This is a genomic window from Streptomyces sp. NPDC002463 (assembly GCF_042889835.1).
GTDB lineage: Bacteria > Actinomycetota > Actinomycetes > Streptomycetales > Streptomycetaceae > Streptomyces > Streptomyces nymphaeiformis.
The window spans coordinates 168412-187538 of sequence record NZ_JBIARL010000002.1 but is presented as its reverse complement, the minus strand read 5'-3'; the positions used below and the strand labels follow the sequence as shown (position 1 = coordinate 187538).

The following is a 19127-nucleotide window of genomic DNA, read 5'->3' as shown; positions in this document are numbered from 1 at the left end:
CGTAACGAGCCTCACCTGCGGCGCCCCCGTCCGGAAGTGTTTCCGGACGGGGGCGCCGCCGTATTGTCTAAGTGTCAACACTCCCCGAGGAGCCGCTTCATGACCGTCCCCGTCGTCCACTCGCTGCGCGAGCAGATCCGCGAGCACATCGTGGAGGGGATCGTCAGCGGCCGCTGGAAGCCGGGCGAGCGCATCGTGGAGCGCCGGATCGCGACCGAGCTGGAGGTCTCCCAGACCCCCGTCCGCGAGGCGCTGCGCGAGCTGGAGTCGCTGCGGCTGATCGAGTCCGCGCCCAACAAGGGCGTCCGGGTCCGCAACCTCACCGCGGCCGACCTGGAGGAGAGCTACCCCGTACGGGCCGGTCTGGAGCAGATCGCGGCCGAGCTGGCGGCCGGGCGGCTCTCGACGGACTGCTCGGCCCTGGAGCCGCACGTGGCGGCCCTGTACGAGGCGGACGCGGCCATGGACGGCACGGCGCAGGTCCGGCACACGGTGGCCTTCCACCGGGAGCTGGTGAAGGCGGCCGGGAACGGCGTCCTGCTGCACACCTGGGAGACGCTCGGCATCGAGGTCTTCACGGCCCTGTCGATCCGCTGGCTGGGCACGGTCCAGAAGTCGTACGCGGAGGAGCACCAGGAGCTGGTGGAGGCCTTCCGGCGGGGCGACCCGAACATCGGCGCCCTGGTGAAGGCGCACGTCCTGGGGTGCGCGCCGAGGGCGTGATCCGGCCAGTGCGAGGACGAGCGGGTCCGCCTCCGGGCGGGCCCGCTCGTTTGTGCGAGAGCGGTCTCAGATTTCCGCCCCACCTGCGAAAACAAGGCACCGGGTGCCCTTCTTCGCGGCACCCTGTGCCGACTTTGGTGCTCCGGGCATCTTTTTCTTGATGAAGCTTTGATCGATCATCGATCGACGGCTTACAGTCTTCGGCGGGCCGTCACCCGGCCCTTCGCCCTGTCCTGCCAGACAAGGCCCCCTTATCTCCACCCCCATCTGTCCGGAAGGCGGCGATCATGACCGATCCCGTAGGCAAGATTCCGAGCGAGCTCGACCAGCTCCCGGACCGTGACACCGAGGAGACCGCCGAGTGGGCGGCCTCCCTGGACGCCGTCACCAAGGCCGCCGGCCCCCACCGGGCCGCCTACCTGATGCGCCGTACCCTCCAGCACGCCGAGGGCGCGGGCCTCGCCCTGCCGAAGCTCCTGGAGACGGACTACGTCAACACCATCCCCACCTCCGCCGAGCCCTCGATCTCCGAGTTCGGCGGCGACGAGGAGATGGAGCGGAAGATCACCGCGTGGAACCGCTGGAACGCGGCCGCGATGGTCACCCGCGGCTCCAAGCACGGCGTCGGCGGCCACATCGCCACCTTCGCCTCCGCGGCCTGGCTCTACGAGACCGGCTTCAACCACTTCTTCAAGGGCAAGGAAGCCGACGGTTCCGGCGACCAGCTCTACATCCAGGGCCACGCCTCCCCCGGCATCTACGCCCGCGCCTTCCTCGACGGGCGCCTGAACGAGGCCCACCTCGACAACTTCCGGCAGGAGGCCGGCGGCAACGGCCTGCCCTCCTACCCGCACCCGCGCCGCCTCCCCTGGCTGTGGGAGTTCCCCACCGTCTCCATGGGTCTGGGCCCGCTCTCCGCGATCTACCAGGCGCGCTTCAACCGCTACCTGACCAACCGCTCCATCAAGGACGTCTCCGCCTCGCACGTGTGGGCGTTCCTCGGTGACGGCGAGATGGACGAGCCCGAGTCGACCGCGGCCCTCGCCCTGGCCGCCCGCGAGGGTCTGGACAACCTGACCTTCGTCATCAACTGCAACCTGCAGCGCCTCGACGGCCCGGTCCGCGCCAACTTCAAGATCGTGCAGGAGCTGGAGGCCCAGTTCCGCGGCGCCGGCTGGAACGTCGTGAAGTCGCTGTGGGGCAACGCCTGGGACGAGCTGTTCGCCCTCGACACCACCGGCGCCCTCGTCCGCCGCCTCCGCGAGGTGCCGGACGCGCAGGTCCAGACGTACCAGACCCGCGACGCCGCCTACATCCGCCAGGACTTCTTCGGCAAGGACCCGGCGCTCGTCGCGATGGCGCAGCTGCTGTCCGACGACAAGATCCTCGAATGCTTCCACCTCTCCCGCGGTGGCCACGAGCCGCGCAAGGTGTACGCCGCGTACAAGGCCGCCCTGGAGTTCAAGGGCGCGCCGACGGTCATCCTGGCGCAGACCGTCAAGGGCTTCACCCTGGGTGAGGGCTTCGCGTCCAAGAACGCGAACCACCAGATGAAGAAGCTGACGACGGACGAGTTCAAGAACATGCGTGACCTTCTTGAGCTGCCCATCTCGGACGCGCAGTTCGTCGACGGCCAGGTGCCGTACGGCCACCCCGGCGCCGACTCCCCCGAGGTCCGCTACCTCCAGGAGCGCCGCGCGGCCCTCGGCGGCCCGGCCCCGGCCCGCCGCACCCACCCGCTCGCCCCGCTGCCGGCCCCGGCCGACAAGGCGTTCGCGGCGTTCGACAAGGGCTCCGGCTCGCAGTCGATGGCCACGACGATGGCGTTCGTGCGACTGATGAAGGACCTGATCCGCGACAAGGAGACCGGCAAGCGCTGGGTCCCGATCGTCCCGGACGAGGCCCGTACCTTCGGTATGGAGTCGCTGTTCCCGTCGCTCGGCATCTACTCGCCGAAGGGTCAGACGTACGAGCCGGTCGACCGCGACCAGCTGATGTACTACAAGGAGGCCGTCAACGGCCAGATCCTGAACGAGGGCATCACCGAGGCCGGCTCGATGGCCGACTTCATCGCCGCGTCGACCGCGTACTCGACGCACGGCGAGGCCATGATCCCGTTCTACATCTTCTACTCGATGTTCGGCTGGCAGCGGACCGCCGACCAGATGTGGCAGCTCGGCGACCAGCTCGGCCGCGGCTTCCTCGTCGGCGCCACCGCCGGCCGCACCACCCTGACCGGTGAGGGCCTCCAGCACGCCGACGGCCACTCCCCCGTCATCGCGGCCACCAACCCGGCGGCCCTGACGTACGACCCGGCGTTCGCGTACGAGGTCGCTGTCATCGTCAAGGAGGGTCTGCGCCGGATGTACGGCGAGGCCGCCGAGGGCGAGGACCAGAACGTCTTCTACTACCTCACCGTCTACAACGAGCCGATGCCGCAGCCGGCCAAGCCGTCCGGCATCGACGAGGGCATCGTCAAGGGCCTCTACCGCTTCAACACGGCGGAGTCGGCCGGTCTCGACCTGCCCGCGAACGCCTCGCGCATCCAGCTCCTCTCCTCCGGCACGGCCATCCACTGGGCCCTGGAGGCGCAGCGGCTGCTCGCCGCCGAGTGGGGCGTGGGCGCCGACGTGTGGTCCGCGACCTCCTGGACCGAGCTGCGCCGCGACGCGCTGGAGGCCGACGCGGCCCTCCTGCGCGGCGAGGAGCAGGTGCCGTACGTCCGCAAGGCGCTCGAGGGCATCGAGTCCCCGGTCCTCGCGGTCTCCGACTACATGCGCCAGGTCCCGGACCAGATCGCGCAGTGGGTCGAGCAGGACTGGTCCTCGCTGGGCGCCGACGGCTTCGGCCTGTCGGACACCCGCGACGCGGCCCGCCGCCACTTCGGCGTCGACGCCCAGTCGATCGTCGTCGCGGCCCTGGCCCAGCTGGCCCGCCGCGGCGAGGTCCCGGCCTCGGCCGTGAAGGAGGCGCGCGAGCGCTACGGCCTGTAAGGGCCTCCCACCCGTCCGAGGGGTCGCTTCCGTACGCACATACGGAGGCGGCCCCTCGGTCGTCTCGGTCACGGGGCCGGGCCGCGGGTGCGGTCGCCGCGAGCAGGACGGCGTCGAGCAGCCCGGCGGCCGAGCGCACGATGATGGACGCATGCGCGCCGCCCGCCTCATCAAGATGGTCCTGCTCCTCCAGGACCGGCCCTCCATGACAGCCGCTCAGCTCGCCGCCGAGCTGGAGGTGTCGGAGCGGACCGTCGCCCGGGACGCGCTGGCCCTGTCGGAGGCGGGGGTGCCGGTGTACGCGGACCGGGGGCGGGCCGGCGGGTACCGGCTCGTCGGCGGCTACCGCACCCGGCTGACCGGGCTCGCGCGCGGCGAGGCGGAGGCGCTGTTCCTGTCCGGACTGCCGGGCGCGCTGCGGGACATGGGCCTGGAGGACGCGGCCTCGGCGGCGCGCCTCAAGGTGTCGGCGGCGCTGCTGCCGTCGCTGCGGGACGCGCACGAGTCGGCGGCCCGGCGCTTCCATCTGGACGCGCCGGGCTGGTACCAGGAGCCGGAGACGCCGGAGCTGCTCGCTCCGGTGGCGGAGGCGGTGTGGGGCGACCGCCGGGTGTCGGCCCGGTACCGGCGCGGCGACGGCGGCGAGGTGGAGCGGGAGTTGGAGCCGTACGGCCTCGTCCTGAAGGCGGGCGTCTGGTACGTGTGCGCCCGCGCGGGCTCGTCCTTCCGCACCTACCGGGTGGACCGGTTCGCCTCGGTGGCCGTGGGCGAGGAGCGCTTCGACCGGGACCCGGACTTCGACCTGCCGGTCTTCTGGGAGGAGCGGTCGGCGGAGTTCGCCCGCTCCCTGCTCCGCACGGAGGTGGTCGTACGGCTCTCGGCGGCGGGCGCCCGCCGTCTGCCGTACGTCACGGACCGGGCGGCCGCCGAGGAGGCGCTCGCGGCGGGGACCGCCGAGGCCGGCCGGGTGCGGGTCGTCCTGCGGGTGGAGAGCGAGGAGGTCGCCTTCGGCCAGCTGCTCGGGCTCGGCCCGGAGGCGGAGGTACTGGCCCCGGGCACGCTCCGGGAACGGTTCGTGGAGGCGGCCCGGGGCCTGGCGCGGCTCTACCGGTAGTCCTCCGGGTTCGGCTTCCCCGTCTCGCTCGCCACGATGAAGCCCCACGCGTCCGGGCGGGAGCCGTCCGCGTCCGTGAAGCCGTACTCGCCGGCGAGCTGCGCGCTGGAGAGGGACTGTCCGGTCCAGCGGTGCCGGTCGGGGTCGGCGGCGAGGGCGGCGACGGCCCGTCCGACGTACACCGGCGACTCGGAGACGCCGAAGTCGGGGATCTTCTCGGTGGCGTCGCGCCAGTTCTCCTCGGTGACGCCGAAGCCGGCGAGCATCTGCTCGGACCTGAGCCAGCCGGGGGTGACGACGACGGCCGTGCCGCCGTACTCCGCCAGTTCCTTCGCGAGGCCGAACGCCATCCGGATCGGGGCGTTCTTGGCGAGGTCGTAGTAGAGGTTCTCGCGGAAGCGGGTGCTGTTGTACGCGGCGGTGCCGTCGGTGACCTCGACGACGAGCCCGCCGGGGTTGCGGATCAGCAGCGGGACCGCGAGGTGCGAGGTGATGGCGTGGGTGCGCACGCCGAGTTCGAGCATCCGAAGGCCACCGGCGAGGTCGTTCTCCCAGGTCTTCTTCCCGAAGGTGACCAGGTGCTCGCCGCCCCACACGTCGTTGACGAGGACGTCGAGCCGGCCCTGCTCGCGGTCGATCCGCTCGACGAGGGCACGGACCTGCTCCGGGTCGAGGTGGTCGGTGGGGACGGCGATGCCCTCGCCGCCTGCGGCCGTCACCAGTTCGGCGGTCTCCTCGATGGTCTCCGTGGCGCGGCCGACCTCGCTGACCTTCTCGCGGGTGGTGCGGCCGGTGACGTACACGGTGGCCCCGGCGGTGCCGAGCTGGACGGCGATGGCCCGTCCGGCGCCCCGGGTGGCCCCGGCGACCAGGCAGATCCGTCCGCGCAGAGGGGTGGTTTCAGTCGTCATGGGCGTCAGCCTGTCAGGAAAACCGGACATCTTCTGTCTGGTTTCATTTCGGGCTTTCCGGGTGCGTCGGACTGCGCGAGCCACGATGCTGTTCCCGTGATGGACGAGACCGAGTTCTGGGAGCTCATCGACGCCACCCGCGAGGAAGCCGAGGGCGACCCCGAGGAGCAGGCCGACCTGCTCGTGGAGCGGCTGACCCGGCTCGACCCCGACTCGGTGCTCGACTACGCGCGCCATTTCGAGGCCCGCTTCAACCGCGCGTACCTCTGGGACCTGTGGGGCGTGGCGGCGGTGCTCTTCGACGGGGCCGGCGAGGAGACCTTCGACTCCTTCCGCTGCTGGCTGATCGGCCAGGGCCGGGAGGTGTACGAGGGGGGCGTGCACGATCCGGACGCGCTGGCGGAGCTGATCGGCGACTTCGACGTGGAGATCGACGGGGACGGCGAGGAGATCGGCTTCGCGGCGGACGAGGCGTACGAGCGGCTGACCGGCGGCGAGACCCCCGATCTGGGCATTCCGATGCCGGGCGGGGAGCCGCTCGGCACCCCCTTCGACCTGGCGGACGACGACGTGCTCGCGGCCCGCTTCCCCCGGCTGTGGGAGCGCTTCGGATCGGTGTAGCACGGATCCCGGGGGCGGACCCCGGGATCCGTACGTGTCAGCCCGGCTGGAGCCGGGGGTTCTGCCGGCCGAGGATCATGTCCGTCCTGGGCTGGAGGGCCGGGAAGAGCTGCTCGGGCTGCGGGATCGCCCAGTACTTCCCCTCGGCGACCATCTCGAAGACCCGCTCGGCGTGCTCCTCGGGCGTGAGCCCGTGCTCGTCGGCCATCGCCTGCAGCTGGTCGTTGAAGGCGGCGATCTCCGGCGGGGCGGCCTCTCCGGGGCGGGCGGCCTTGAAGATCTCGCTCTTGACCGAGCCGGGGGTCACGACGGACACCTGGATCGGGGCGCCCTTCATCTGCATCTCGTAGTGCAGCGACTCGGTGAGGGCGAGCGTGCCGAACTTGGTGACGCTGTACGGCGCCATCAGCGGGCTCGGCAGCATGCCGCCGATCGAGGAGACGTTGACGACCCAGGCCTTCTCGCCACGCTCCAGCATGCGCGGGACGAAGGCCCGGATGCCGTTGACGTATCCGCCGATGTTGATCCGGAGCATGGCGTCCCAGCGCTCGGCCGGGATCTCCCAGGAGTAGCCCATGGCCATGATCCCGGCGTTGTTGACCAGCAGGTCGACGGCGCCGTGGCGGGTGTACGCGGTGTCTGCGAGGGCCTCGACCGAGGCGGGGTCGGCGACGTCGGTGACGACGGCGGTGACCTCGGCCCCGGTGGCGGACAGCTCGCCGGCGAACTCGGCGAGGCGGTCGGCGGCGATGTCGGCGAGGACCAGCTTCATGCCGAGCCCGGCGGCGTGCCGGGCGAGGCCGGCGCCGATCCCGGAGGAGGCGCCGGTGATGACGGCCGTCCGGCCGCCGAACACCTCGGCGGCCGGGGAGGGGGCGGTCATCAGAAGTGGGTCCCGCCGTCGATGCGGACCTCGGTGCCGGTGATGAACCGGCCGTCCTCGGAGGCGAGCATCGCGACGACGCCGGCGACGGTCTCGGGGCCGGCGAAGCCCTGGCCGAGGGCGGGGGCGAGCTTGGTGAAGAGGGACCAGTCGGTGTCCTCGGGCAGGCCGGGGCCCTGGGACTGCTTGGAGGCGCCGGAGCCGTCGGTCATGCCGGAGGAGATGGAGCCGGGCTGGACGGCGGTGAAGCGGATGCCCTGCTTGGAGTACTCGGCGGCGAGCGCGTGGGTCATGGACTGGATGCCGCCCTTGCTGGCCGCGTAGGCCGCCATGTAGGGGTGGGCGAACATCGCGGAGGTGGAGGAGAAGTTCACGACGGCGGAGTCGTTGCCCTCCAGGAGCGCCGGGATCGCCTCGCGGATCATCAGGAAGGTGCCGGTGAGGTTGATCCGGACGACCTGCTCGAAGGAGTCGAGGGTGGTCTCGTGGGTGTGCGAGGAGCGGAGGATGCCGGCGGCGTTGACCAGCACGTCCAGGCCGCCGAGCGCCTCGACGGCGGCGGCGACGCCCTCGCGTACGGAGGTCTCGTCGCCGATGTTCACGACGAGCGTGGTGAGGCGGTCGGCGGCGTCGCCGGCCTTGGCGACGGTGTCCTTGAGGCCGTCCTCGCTGATGTCGGCGGCGACGACCCGGCCGCCCTCGGCGAGCATGCGCAGGACGGTGGCCTGGCCGATGCCGGAGCCGCCGCCGGTGATGAGGGCGCGGCGTCCTTCGTAACGAGTCAGCTGGTTCATGTCGACAACCTCTCGATGTCAAGCTTTCCGGGGTACCGCCACCGTACGCCTGAGTGGCACGTTTTGCCACACTTGCACGTCGTGCATCTTCGACAGCCGCAGGCGTACGCTTCGTGGGTGAGCACCAAGCCCGTGGGCGCCACGCCCCCCACCCCCTCGCTCCCTTCGCTGACGGAGCGCCGCAAGGCCGCCACCCAGCTCGACATCGCCCGCGCCGCCGCCGAGCTCTTCACCGAGCGCGGCCCCGACGGCACCACGGCCGAGGAGATCGCCCAGCGGTCCGGCGTCGCCCTGCGCACCTTCTACCGCTACTTCCGGTCCAAGCAGGACGCCGTCGCCCCGCTCCTCTCCGGCGGAGCCGACCGCTGGCGGGCCCTCCTCGCCGCGACCGAACCGGGCGCCGGCGTACCCGAGGCCCTGGAGCGCTCGATCGCCGCGTCGCTCACCCCTGCGAGTGCGGCCGACGCGGAGGGCCTGCGCTGGACGCGCGGACTCCTGCGGGCCGCCGCCGAGGACCCCGCCCTCCGGGCCGTCTGGTACCGGGTCAACCAGGAGTCCGAGGAGCGGCTGCGCGAGGTCGTCGCCGGGCTCGCCGGACCGGACGCCGACCCGCTGGAGGTACGCCTCGCGGCGGCGGCGGCCACCGACGCGATCCGGATCGCCCTGGAGAGCTGGGCGGAGACGGACGCGCCGGAGCGCGGAGACGGCGCACCGGCCGCCCTCGCGGTCCGCTGCCTGCGCGAACTCATGGGCGGGATGCGGCTGTTGCGGGATCCCTCAGCCGGCTAGGGGCCGGCCCATCAGGACGTCGTCCACGTACGCCCCGTCGAGGAAGATCTCCCCCGGCAGCACGCCCTCGACCCGGAAGCCCTCGGAGGCGTAGAGCGCGCGGGCCGGCGCGTTGTGCCCGAGGCCCCGCAGGGTGATCCGGACGGCGCCCTCCTCCCGGGCCTTGTCCATCGCGGCCCGCAGCAGCGCCCGGGCCACACCCTTGCCCCGGGCGGACCCGGCGACGGCGAGGCCCTGGATCTGGCGGACGTGGGCGGTGGCGGCGAGCGGGGTCGGCGGCGCCACCCGGACGTACCCGACGACCGCCCCGCCGCCCTCCGCCACGAGGTAGTGCTCCGGCACGTGCCGCTCGTCGAAGAAGGGCGCGCCCGGCTCCGGGGCGGGCAGCACGGCGTGGAGGGTCGACCAGGTGGCCCGGTCGAGCTCCGAGAGCGCGGCGTCGTCGTCCTGCACGGCGGTGCGTATGCGTATCTGCGTCTCCGGCACGATCATGACGGCCACTGTGCCACGCGCCGCTCGGGGAGGGCAGGATGGTGACCATGCAGCGTTCCGCCACTCGCAAGCGCGTCGCCGTCACCGGCGCCTCCGGACTCATCGGCGCGGCCCTGGTCCGCTCCCTGCGCGCCGACGGCCACGACGTCCTCCGCCTCGTCCGCCGCCCGGCCCGTACCGCCGACGAGGTCGAATGGGACCCGAAGCGGCTGTACGTGGACGCCGCCGGGCTCGTCGGCGTCGACGCCGTCGTGCACCTGGCGGGCGCCGGTGTCGGCGAGCGCCGCTGGAACGAGGCGTACAAGAAGGAGATCCGGGACAGCCGGGTCCTCGGCACGACGGCGATCGCCCAGGCGCTCGCCTCCCTCGCGGCCCCGCCGGAGGCGCTGGTCTGCGGCACGGCACTCGGCTGGTACGGGGACACCGGCACCCGCGCGGTGGACGAGAGCGCCCCCGCCGGCACGGGCTTCCTGCCCTCGGTCTGCGTGGAGTGGGAGGCCGCGGCCGCCCCCGCCGAGGAGGCCGGCATCCGCGTCACCTACGCCCGTACCGGCCTCGTCGTGGCGCGCGAGGGCGGCGCCTGGGGTCGGCTCTTCCCCGTCTTCCGCGCGGGACTCGGCGGGCGGATGGGCGACGGCCGGCAGTACTGGTCGTACATCTCCCTCCACGACGAGGTCGCCGCCCTGCGCCACCTCGTCGACACCCCCTCCCTCTCGGGCCCGGTGAACCTGACGGCCCCCGACCCCGTCACCAACCGCGAGGTGACGGCGGCGATGGGCCGGGTCCTGCACCGCCCGACGCTCTTCACCGTGCCGGCACCCGCCCTGAAGATCGTCCTCGGCGACTTCGCGGCGGATGTGCTGGGCAGTCAGCGGGTGCTGCCGGGGCGCCTGTTGGAGACCGGTTTCGACTTCGCCTTCCCGACGATCGACGACTCGATCCGCGCGGCGCTGCGGTAGGGCCGGACCCGACGGGAATCTCCAGACAGGCCCTGGGCCCCTGCGCTCCCCCGTGCTGCGTGCACCCCGCCGCGCGCGGGCCGACTTCCCGCTCGGCGCTGCCTAGGCTCGACGCCCACTGTCGAGGCCCACTGTTCGATACGAACGCGAACTTGGGCATTCCGGGGGCCCGTTGGGGGCATAAGGCCTCCCACCGGCGCGCCGACCTGGGGAGGGGCACGTGCTCAGTACCGCAACCAGCGCACAGCACAGGGACGTCGTGGAGGCCGTCGACGTCGTCATCGTAGGAGCCGGGATCGCGGGGCTCACGGCCGCGCACCGGCTGACCGGCGCCGGGCTCGCCGTCGCCGTCCTGGAGGCGGAACCGCGGGTCGGCGGCCGGCTGGCCACCGACCTCGTCGACGGCTTCCGGCTCGACCGTACGGGCCCGCTGCTCACCCTCTCGTCCGAGGAACTCCGGGCCGTGCCGGGGCTCGCCGGGCTGCCGCTGCGTCCGTTCGCCCCCGGGGTGCTCGTGCACAGCGACGGGCGGTACGCGCGATGGGGTGTCCCGCACCCGCGGCGGACGCCCGGCCAGCGGGGCGGCGGGGTCCACCGTGGCGTGGGGGGAGCGTTCAGCATGGCGCGCGCCCTCGCGAGCGCCCCCCGCAATCCGGCCGCCTCGCTCGACCAGGCACGGCTCGGCGCCTCCCTCGTCCGGCTCGCCGCGACGCCGACCGCGCGGCTGCTCGCCCGGCCCGAGCGGACCGCCCGGGAGGCCCTGGCCGCGAGGCTCCCCGCCCGTACGGTCCAGGGGGTGCTGCGGCCGCTGCTCGCCGCGCTCCTCGCCGACCCGGACCTCGGCATGTCCAGCCGTCAGGCGGACCTGGCGCTCCGCGCGTTCGCCCGGGGACGGCCCGCCGTCCCCGAGGGCGGCTCGGCGGCGCTCCCCGAACGGCTCGCCGCCGCGCTGCCGCCGGGCACGGTCCGCACGGGGGTCCGGGTCACGGACGTGTCGGTCTCCCGGGTCACGACGGCCGACCACGGCGTCATCGGCTGTCGTTCCGTCCTGCTGGCCACGGGGGCGCGTACGGCGGCGTCCCTGCTGCCGGGGTTGCGGGTCCCCGCCTTCCACCCGGTCACGGTCCTGCACCACACGGCTCCCGCGGCGCCGTGTGCGGACCCCACCCTGCTCCTGGAGTCCGACCCCGGCGGGCCGGTCGCCCACACGGCGGTCATGAGCGCGGTCGACCCGTCCCGGGCCCCGGCCGGGCGGGCGCTCATCACCTCCACGGTCCTCGGCACACCGCCGGACGACACGGAGCGGCGGGTCCGCAAGCACCTCGCCACGCTGTACGGCACGTCGACGGACGACTGGGAGCTCCTCGCCCTCCGCCACACCCCCGACGCGGTCCCCTCGATGCCGCCCCCGCACGACGCCCACCGCTCGGTCCGGCTCCTGGCGGGGCTGTACGTATGCGGCGACCACCGGGACGTGAGCACCCCCCAGGGCGCCCTCACCTCGGCCCACCGAGCCACGAACGCCCTCCTGACGGACCTGAGGATCCCCCACCCGACCCCGGCCACGGACAACGCGGCCTGACGGTCCCCCACCCGTTGTGGGCAGTCGTTCCGCTGGGGCGGAACGGGTGGGCACAACGGACCCGCGCCCTGCCGGCGCCAGAGGCTCCCGCGCCCTGACCCGCACCTGACGTGCGCCGCACTCGTGGTGCGGGTCAGGGCGCGGAACGCGGAGGCGTCAGCCCAGGGCCGCCACCCGGTCCCGGTACGTGCGGGCCGCCGCCGCGTCTCGGTACGGCTCCAGCCGGCGCTCGAAGTCCCGGACGTACTCGACCGCACGTGCCGACCGCATCTCCGACGCCTGCTGCGCCGCCTCCGCGCCCAGCGCGCACGCCTGGTCCAGTTCCCCCAGGGCCAGGCGGGACGTGGCCAGGACGACCCGGCAGAAGAGGCGGCTGCGGGCGTAGCCGGGCGCCCGGAGCTGGAGGGCGCGTTCGGCGTGCTGCGCGGCGGGCCGGTACTGCTGGAGGTCCCGGTGACAGTGCCCGAGCTCGTCGGCGAGCTGCGCCTCGTCGAAGTGGCGGGCCCAGTACGGGACCTCGTCGCCGGGCCGGGCCGCCTCCAGGGCCCGTTCCGCGCGGACGAGGGAAGCGCTGCAGGCCCTCGCCTCGCCGAGGACCGCGTGGCCCCGCGCCTCGACGGCGTGGAGCATCGCCTGGACGACGGGCGGCGCGGCGGGGCCGACGCCCTGCTGGGCGACCCGGGCGAGCTGCACGGCCTCCCGGCCGTGGCCGAGGTAGACGGCCTGGCAGCTCATGGTGAGGAGCACGTACGAGCCGTAGGCCCGGTCCCCGGCGGCCTGGGCGAGGCGCAGCGCCTGGACGAAGTACCGCTGGGCGAGCCCGTGGGCGGCGATGTCGTACGAGGTCCAGCCGGCGAGCCGGGTGAGGTCGGCGACGGCGGCGAAGAGGCGGCGGCCGGTGGACTCCCCGTACGTGCCGCGCAGCATGGGCTCGGCCTCGTGCTCCAGGTAGCGGACGAGGGCCTGGCGGGCGTGGCCTCCGCCGTAGGCGTGGTCGAGGGTGCGGAAGAGCTCGCCGACGGAGCGGAGGGCGGCGATGTCTCCGCTGGAGACCCGCTGGCCGGGGCCCCGGTCCGTACCGCGCTGGCGGGGGACGGAGAAGCGGCTCTGGGGCGGGACCCGGGGGTCCTGCGGGGGTGCCCCGGCAGGCGCCGCGGAGGCGCGGGGCGCGGCGGGGGCGGGTTCGCCGCGGGCGACCCGGTCGTCGGCACGGCCGATGAGCCAGTCGCGGCTGGGGACGACGAGGCCGGCCGGGGTGAAGGCGATCTTGCGGAGTTCGGCGTGGCTGCCGGAGTCCTTGCGCCACAGGCCGCTGACGATGTCGACGGCCTCCTCGGGGGTGGCGGCGAACTCCAGGCCCGCGTAGACGGGCGCGCAGGCGTCGAGGCCGAGGTCCTGGGCGGAGAGGCGGCGGCCGAGGCGGCGGGTGAAGACCTCGGCGATGAGGGCGGGGGTGGTGCCGCGCGGCTGCTGTCCGCGGAGCCAGCGGGTCACGGAGGTCTTGTCGTACCGCAGGTCGAGCCCGTGTTCCAGACCGAGCTGGTCGACCCGTCTGGCGAGCCCCGCGTTGGAGAAGCCGGCTTCGGCGATGAGCGCGGCGAGCTGGCGGTTCGGGATGCGCTGCGGTGGTCGTTCCGTCATCAGCTGTGCGGTCTCCTGCCTTCCGGGTCCGGGCGGCAGCCCCGTCGGACCCTCATGGAACGGCGTGAATTTAGCGGTCTCCACGGCCCGTACCGCCACCTTCGCCCCACATTCATCCGATCGTGTGAGGATTGACGGCATCGCTGACGTAGACGCCCCCGTCCACCTGCCGGAGGGGTGTCCCCTGCGCCGCCGTACAGTGGCATGGGCGCGAATGACGCATGGTGCCGAGCCGGCCCGGGATGATCCCCGGTCCCCGTCCGCGGCACCCAGGAGGAGGCATGGCCGTGAGTGAGCTGCGATTCGTCCGCCTTGGGTTCGGCGAGGAAGCCGTCGACTACCAGGTGGCCTGGGACAAGCAGCGTGAGGTGCACGCCGCGCGGTTCGCCGACGAGATCGACGACACCTGTCTGCTGCTCGAGCACCCGCCGGTCTACACGGCCGGGCGGCGCACGCAGGAGAGCGAGCGGCCGCTGGACGGGACGCCGGTGGTGGACGTGGACCGCGGCGGCAAGATCACGTGGCACGGCCCGGGACAGCTGGTCGGCTATCCGATCATGAAGCTGCCCCGCCCGGTGGACGTCGTCGCGCACGTGCGCCGCCTGGAGGAGGCCCTGATCCGTACGGCCGCCGAGTTCGGCGTGGAGACGACGCGGATCGAGGGGCGCAGCGGGGTCTGGGTCCTCGGCGACCCGGTCGAGCAGCGCCCGTCGTTCGGCGGGCTGTCCCTGGACTTCGACCCGCGGCTCACGGACGAGGAGTTCGACCCGCGCCTGAACGGCCCCGAGTACGCCCCGTCCAACGCCGGCCAGCGGCGCGAGGACCGGAAGCTCGCCGCGATCGGCATCCGGGTCGCCAAGGGCGTCACCATGCACGGTTTCTCGTTCAACGTGAACCCGGACAACACCTGGTTCGACCGGATCATCCCGTGTGGCATCCGCGACGCGGGCGTGGCCTCCCTGGCCAACGAGCTGGGCCGGGACATCACGATCGAGGAGGTGCTCCCGGTCGTCGAGAAGCACCTGCGGGACGTGCTGGAGAACGCGGACCTCAAGCCGCGGGAGATCGAGCGCGAGAGCGCGGGCGAAGGCACGCGCGAGACGGAGCGGGCCTCGGCCTGAGGAATGCCGAGCTGTGGCCACGGGTTGGCCACGCGTAGAGCAAGGCATGGAAGCAACGGGCGTACCCTGGTGTGCGCCGAAGAATCGAAGCTACAGGAGCCGATGTGTCCGCAGTCGCCCCCGACGGACGCAAGATGCTGCGCCTGGAGGTCCGGAACGCCCAGACCCCCATCGAGCGCAAGCCCGAGTGGATCAAGACCCGCGCGAAGATGGGTCCGGAGTACACGAAGATGCAGGGCCTCGTGAAGAGCGAGGGCCTGCACACGGTCTGCCAGGAGGCGGGCTGTCCCAACATCTTCGAGTGCTGGGAGGACCGCGAGGCGACCTTCCTCATCGGCGGTGACCAGTGCACCCGGCGCTGCGACTTCTGCCAGATCGACACGGGCAAGCCCGAGGCGCTCGACCGTGACGAGCCCCGCCGCGTCGGCGAGTCGGTCGTCACGATGGACCTGAACTACGCCACCATCACGGGCGTCGCGCGCGACGACCTGGAGGACGGCGGCGCCTGGCTGTACGCCGAGACCGTGCGCCAGATCCACCAGCAGACGGCGGAGCGCGCCGAGGGCCGTACCAAGGTCGAGCTGCTCGCCCCCGACTTCAACGCGGTGCCGGAGCTCCTCAAGGAGGTCTTCGACTCCCGCCCCGAGGTCTTCGCGCACAACGTCGAGACCGTCCCGCGGATCTTCAAGCGGATCCGTCCGGGCTTCCGTTACGAGCGCTCCCTGGACGTCATCACCCAGGCCCGCGACTACGGTCTGGTCACGAAGTCCAACCTGATCCTCGGCATGGGCGAGACCCGCGAGGAGATCAGCGAGGCGCTGCAGCAGCTGCACGACGCGGGCTGCGAGCTCATCACGATCACGCAGTACCTGCGCCCGTCGGTCCGGCACCACCCCGTGGAGCGCTGGGTGAAGCCGCAGGAGTTCGTGGAGCTGAAGGAGGAGGCCGACGAGATCGGCTTCTCCGGCGTGATGTCGGGCCCGCTGGTCCGCTCCTCGTACCGCGCGGGCCGGCTGTACCAGCAGGCGATCGAGAAGCGCGGCGCGGTCGACAACGCGACGCAGGCGGTCTGAGTCCGTTCCAGGACCGTGTGAATCCGAGCACAAGCAGTTACCGGCCAGTAGAGGCCACATCCGGCGCGGCCCGTACGCCTCCGCAGCTCAGCGGGGGCGTACGGGCCGCTTCGATGTCCGCCGCGTCCTCCACATGGCCGCATCAACGTTTCATCAGTGTTTGACCACCGGGTCACGCCCTGGTAACACCGATCTGTGAGCCTGGCTTCACTCACCGCCATCACTCGCTCACACCCCCCACCTCGTCTCACCCGCAATCGAGGGAGGACCCCGCATGCCGGCCGCATCGACGCATGTCCGCGTCAGCGCGATCCCGTCCGTCACCGACGCCCTGAAGGCCGTGGAGGCCCTGCTCCTGGGCGCCGGCCAGCGCACCGCGCGGCGCAACGCCTGGAACTCCGTCCTGGAGGACCGCCGCCGCGCCAAGGACCGGGTGGAGGCCCAGCACGTGATGGAGGTCGCGTCGGGCCGGGCTTCCCGGGCCACGTAAACTTCAGGACATGGCGAGGAAGGCAAACACGGGCAGCGCTGACGCTGCGAACCCCGGGCGACTGAAGCAGATCGCCCTCACGTACCAGATGACCCGGAAGGCCGACCCTAAGGTCGGTCTCGTCGTCGCGGGCGTGGGCATCGGCGTACTCGGTGTCCTCCTCGCGATCGGCTTCCTCATCGGTCATCCGGTCTACCTGGGCATCCTGGGCTTCGTCCTGGGGCTCCTTGCGGCGGCCATCGTCTTCGGGCGGCGTGCCGAGCGCGCGGCCTTCGGTCAGATGGAGGGCCAGCCGGGCGCTGCCGCGGCGGTGCTGCAGAACGTCGGGCGCGGCTGGACGACGACCCCCGCGGTCGCGATGAACCGCAGCCAGGACGTCGTGCACCGCGCGGTCGGCCGGGCGGGCATCGTCCTGGTGGCCGAGGGCAACCCGAACCGGGTGAAGACCCTGCTGGCGGCCGAGAAGAAGCGGATGAACCGCGTCGTGGTGGACGTGCCGGTGCACGACATCATCGTCGGCGACGGTGAGGGCCAGGTGCCGCTGAAGAAGATCCGTACGACCATGCTCAAGATGCCCCGCGTGCTCACCGGCCCGCAGGTGACCGCGGCCAACGACCGGCTGCGGGCGATGGGCGACCTCATGAGCAACATGCCGCTGCCGAAGGGTCCGATGCCGAAGGGCATGCGGATGCCGCGCGGCGGAAAGATGCGCTGACACCCGACCTGACGAGAAAGGCCCCGGACCATGCGGTCCGGGGCCTTTCTCGTATCCGTGTTTCAGATACGGACCTGGACGGCGGCGGAGAGGCGGTCGTGGAGGCCGCGGCCGTCGCGGTCCCAGATGAGGGCCGGGATGGCGAGGCAGACGAGCAGGGAGCGGATCAGCACGCGGAACAGGCCGAGGCGGCCGCCGTTCGCGGAGACGACGCGCAGGCCGAAGAGCCGCTTGCCGGGCGTCGAGCCGACGGTGCCGACCGTCAGGACGCTCAGGACGAACAGGATGAGGAGCGCCCAGTTGCCCGTGGCCTGGTTGTAGCCGTGGGTGATCAGGCCGTATGCGATCAGCATGCAGAGGGCCCAGTCGACGGCGAGGGCGCCGAGGCGCCGCCCGGGGCGGGCGATCGAGCCGGGGCCGGCCTCGGGCAGCCCGAGCTGCTCGCCGCGGTAGCCGAAGTCGACGCCTGCGTCCTCGGCCGCCGCGCGGGGGCCGGAGAGCCAAGATCCGAGTGCTTGCCTGTTGTCCACCCGACCACGGTACTGTGCCCGTTTTTGATCACTTCGGCCCGGGTGCGGGTACGGCGCCGGAGAGGCGGAACGGCACCCGGCCCGGTTAACTTCGACGAAACAATTGGGTCATGCTTGAGAAATCCCGTCTGCCTATGGTCGGGTCCAGCGTGTGCCACCGCACTGGCCGCATGACCGAGCTGCAACCCCGCCCCTCCCCGGGCCGGGAGTAGGAGGAGTTGGATGTCCCAGAACAACGGGTTCCAGAACGCCGACGAGGTCCAGAAGTTCATCAAGGACAACGACGTCAAGATGGTCGACGTCCGGTTCTGTGACCTTCCGGGCGTGATGCAGCACTTCACGATCCCCGCGACGGCGTTCGACCCGTCCGAGGAGCTCGCCTTCGACGGCTCGTCGATCCGCGGCTTCCAGGCCATCCACGAGTCCGACATGGCGCTCCGAGCCGACCTGTCGACGGCCCGCGTGGACCCCTTCCGCCGCGACAAGACGCTGAACATCAACTTCTTCATCCACGACCCGATCACGGGCGAGGCCTACAGCCGCGACCCGCGGAACATCGCGAAGAAGGCCGAGGCGTACCTCGCCTCCACCGGCATCGCCGACACCGCCTACTTCGGTCCCGAGGCCGAGTTCTACGTCTTCGACTCGGTCCGCTTCGAGACCTCCGCGAACCAGGGCTTCTACCACATCGACTCCGAGGCCGGCGCCTGGAACACCGGTGCGGAGGAGAACAACCGCGGCTACAAGGTCCGCTACAAGGGCGGCTACTTCCCGGCCCCGCCGGTCGACCACTTCGCCGACCTGCGCTCGGAGATGTCCCTGGAGCTGGAGAACGTCGGCCTGCAGGTCGAGCGCCAGCACCACGAGGTCGGCACCGCCGGCCAGGCCGAGATCAACTACAAGTTCAACACGCTGCTGGCCTCGGCCGACGACCTGATGCTGTTCAAGTACATCATCAAGAACGTCGCCTGGCGGAACGGCAAGACCGCGACCTTCATGCCGAAGCCGATCTTCGGCGACAACGGCTCGGGCATGCACGTCCACCAGTCGCTGTGGTCGAACGGCGAGCCGCTGTTCTACGACGAGACGGGCTACGCGGGCCTCTCGGACACCGCCCGCTACTACATCGGCGGCATCCTCAAGCACGCCCCGTCGCTGCTCGCCTTCACCAACCCGACGGTGAACTCGTACCACCGCCTGGTCCCGGGCTTCGAGGCCCCGGTCAACATGGTGTACTCGCAGCGCAACCGCTCCGCCGCCATGCGCATCCCGATCACGGGCTCGAACCCGAAGGCCAAGCGCGTCGAGTTCCGCGCGCCGGACCCGTCCTCGAACCCGTACCTCGCCTTCTCGGCGCTGCTCCTCGCGGGCCTCGACGGCATCAAGAACAAGATCGAGCCGGCGGAGCCGATCGACAAGGACCTGTACGAGCTCGCTCCCGAGGAGCACGCGAACGTCCAGCAGGTCCCGACCAACCTGGAGGCCGTCCTCAACGCCCTCGAGGCCGACAACGAGTACCTCCAGGCCGGCGGCGTCTTCACCTCGGACCTCATCGAGACCTGGATCGACTACAAGCGCACCAACGAGATCGCCCCGATCCAGCTGCGCCCGCACCCGCACGAGTTCGAGCTCTACTTCGACCTCTAAGCCGAAGCCGCTCGCCTGGCGAGGCCCGCCGCCCCCTTCGAGGGGCGGC

At 72.1% G+C, this 19127-nt stretch carries 18 protein-coding genes; 12 read left to right on the top strand and 6 right to left on the bottom strand.

Annotated features, from left to right (window positions below; all coding sequences use genetic code 11):
• Nucleotides 1-99 precede the first annotated feature (99 nt).
• The 3 genes from ACFYX3_RS06000 (at nucleotide 100) to ACFYX3_RS05990 (ending at nucleotide 4830) form a co-directional block, all read left to right on the top strand.
• Entirely contained in the window at nucleotides 100-723 is a 624-nt protein-coding gene (locus ACFYX3_RS06000) for a GntR family transcriptional regulator (protein WP_376590140.1), read from the top strand.
• A gap of 287 nt (nucleotides 724-1010) precedes the next feature.
• Nucleotides 1011-3716, top strand: a complete 2706-nt coding sequence (gene aceE / locus ACFYX3_RS05995) for a pyruvate dehydrogenase (acetyl-transferring), homodimeric type (RefSeq protein ID WP_389008603.1) — start codon at nucleotides 1011-1013, stop codon at nucleotides 3714-3716.
• A 151-nt stretch (nucleotides 3717-3867) separates the two neighbouring features.
• Nucleotides 3868-4830, top strand: coding sequence for a helix-turn-helix transcriptional regulator (locus ACFYX3_RS05990; RefSeq protein WP_389008599.1), 963 nt, complete (start codon nucleotides 3868-3870; stop codon nucleotides 4828-4830).
• Here the strand turns inward: ACFYX3_RS05990 and ACFYX3_RS05985 are convergent.
• Entirely contained in the window at nucleotides 4821-5741 is a 921-nt protein-coding gene (locus ACFYX3_RS05985) for an SDR family oxidoreductase (protein ID WP_389008596.1), read from the bottom strand. The two genes, ACFYX3_RS05990 and ACFYX3_RS05985, sit on opposite strands and share 10 nt — an antisense overlap.
• Before the next feature lie 99 nt (nucleotides 5742-5840).
• On the opposite strand from ACFYX3_RS05985, the gene ACFYX3_RS05980 reads away from it, so the two are divergent.
• Nucleotides 5841-6362, top strand: a complete 522-nt coding sequence (locus tag ACFYX3_RS05980) for a DUF4240 domain-containing protein (RefSeq protein WP_389009442.1) — start codon at nucleotides 5841-5843, stop codon at nucleotides 6360-6362.
• Nucleotides 6363-6399: 37 nt separating this feature from the next.
• Here the strand turns inward: ACFYX3_RS05980 and ACFYX3_RS05975 are convergent, their stop codons facing one another.
• A complete protein-coding gene (locus tag ACFYX3_RS05975; protein ID WP_389008593.1) occupies nucleotides 6400-7245 on the bottom strand; it encodes an SDR family NAD(P)-dependent oxidoreductase in 846 nt (281 codons plus the stop codon).
• On the bottom strand, nucleotides 7245-8039 hold the full coding sequence (locus tag ACFYX3_RS05970; RefSeq protein WP_352024735.1) for an SDR family oxidoreductase: 795 nt from the start codon (nucleotides 8037-8039) through the stop codon (nucleotides 7245-7247). The genes ACFYX3_RS05975 and ACFYX3_RS05970 overlap by 1 nt, the downstream gene beginning before the upstream one ends.
• Before the next feature lie 117 nt (nucleotides 8040-8156).
• Between ACFYX3_RS05970 and ACFYX3_RS05965 the strand changes: the two genes are divergently transcribed.
• On the top strand, nucleotides 8157-8828 hold the full coding sequence (locus tag ACFYX3_RS05965) for a TetR/AcrR family transcriptional regulator (RefSeq protein ID WP_389008589.1): 672 nt from the start codon (nucleotides 8157-8159) through the stop codon (nucleotides 8826-8828).
• On the opposite strand, the gene ACFYX3_RS05960 is transcribed toward ACFYX3_RS05965, so the two are convergent.
• Nucleotides 8817-9320: a GNAT family N-acetyltransferase gene (locus ACFYX3_RS05960; RefSeq protein ID WP_389008586.1), complete on the bottom strand. Its 504-nt coding sequence runs from the start codon at nucleotides 9318-9320 to the stop codon at nucleotides 8817-8819. The two genes, ACFYX3_RS05965 and ACFYX3_RS05960, sit on opposite strands and share 12 nt — an antisense overlap.
• A gap of 38 nt (nucleotides 9321-9358) precedes the next feature.
• Between ACFYX3_RS05960 and ACFYX3_RS05955 the strand changes: the two genes are divergently transcribed.
• Both ACFYX3_RS05955 and ACFYX3_RS05950 read left to right on the top strand, forming a co-directional pair.
• Nucleotides 9359-10279, top strand: a complete 921-nt coding sequence (locus tag ACFYX3_RS05955; RefSeq protein ID WP_389008583.1) for a TIGR01777 family oxidoreductase — start codon at nucleotides 9359-9361, stop codon at nucleotides 10277-10279.
• Between the two features lie 220 nt (nucleotides 10280-10499).
• Entirely contained in the window at nucleotides 10500-11861 is a 1362-nt protein-coding gene (locus ACFYX3_RS05950; protein ID WP_389008580.1) for an NAD(P)/FAD-dependent oxidoreductase, read from the top strand.
• 156 nt (nucleotides 11862-12017) lie between these two features.
• Here the strand turns inward: ACFYX3_RS05950 and ACFYX3_RS05945 are convergent, their stop codons facing one another.
• Nucleotides 12018-13502, bottom strand: a complete 1485-nt coding sequence (locus tag ACFYX3_RS05945; protein ID WP_389008576.1) for a regulator — start codon at nucleotides 13500-13502, stop codon at nucleotides 12018-12020.
• A 287-nt stretch (nucleotides 13503-13789) separates the two neighbouring features.
• On the opposite strand from ACFYX3_RS05945, the gene lipB reads away from it, so the two are divergent.
• The 4 genes from lipB (at nucleotide 13790) to ACFYX3_RS05925 (ending at nucleotide 16901) form a co-directional block, all read left to right on the top strand.
• Complete coding sequence (gene lipB / locus ACFYX3_RS05940) at nucleotides 13790-14623, top strand: lipoyl(octanoyl) transferase LipB (protein ID WP_389008573.1); 834 nt, start codon at nucleotides 13790-13792, stop codon at nucleotides 14621-14623.
• A gap of 104 nt (nucleotides 14624-14727) precedes the next feature.
• The gene (gene lipA / locus ACFYX3_RS05935; RefSeq protein ID WP_352024741.1) at nucleotides 14728-15696 is read left to right on the top strand and encodes a lipoyl synthase; all 969 of its coding nucleotides are present in this window, start codon (nucleotides 14728-14730) and stop codon (nucleotides 15694-15696) included.
• A gap of 274 nt (nucleotides 15697-15970) precedes the next feature.
• The gene (locus tag ACFYX3_RS05930) at nucleotides 15971-16186 is read left to right on the top strand and encodes a hypothetical protein (protein WP_116161370.1); all 216 of its coding nucleotides are present in this window, start codon (nucleotides 15971-15973) and stop codon (nucleotides 16184-16186) included.
• Nucleotides 16187-16196: 10 nt separating this feature from the next.
• Complete coding sequence (locus ACFYX3_RS05925; protein ID WP_376590166.1) at nucleotides 16197-16901, top strand: DUF4191 domain-containing protein; 705 nt, start codon at nucleotides 16197-16199, stop codon at nucleotides 16899-16901.
• Between the two features lie 62 nt (nucleotides 16902-16963).
• Here ACFYX3_RS05925 and ACFYX3_RS05920 read toward each other — a convergent pair whose 3' ends face one another.
• Nucleotides 16964-17431, bottom strand: coding sequence for an RDD family protein (locus ACFYX3_RS05920; RefSeq protein ID WP_116161368.1), 468 nt, complete (start codon nucleotides 17429-17431; stop codon nucleotides 16964-16966).
• 222 nt (nucleotides 17432-17653) lie between these two features.
• Here ACFYX3_RS05920 and glnA point away from each other — a divergent pair, with 222 nt between their 5' ends.
• A complete protein-coding gene (gene glnA, locus ACFYX3_RS05915; RefSeq protein ID WP_376590169.1) occupies nucleotides 17654-19078 on the top strand; it encodes a type I glutamate--ammonia ligase in 1425 nt (474 codons plus the stop codon).
• The last annotated feature ends 49 nt before the right edge of the window (nucleotides 19079-19127 follow it).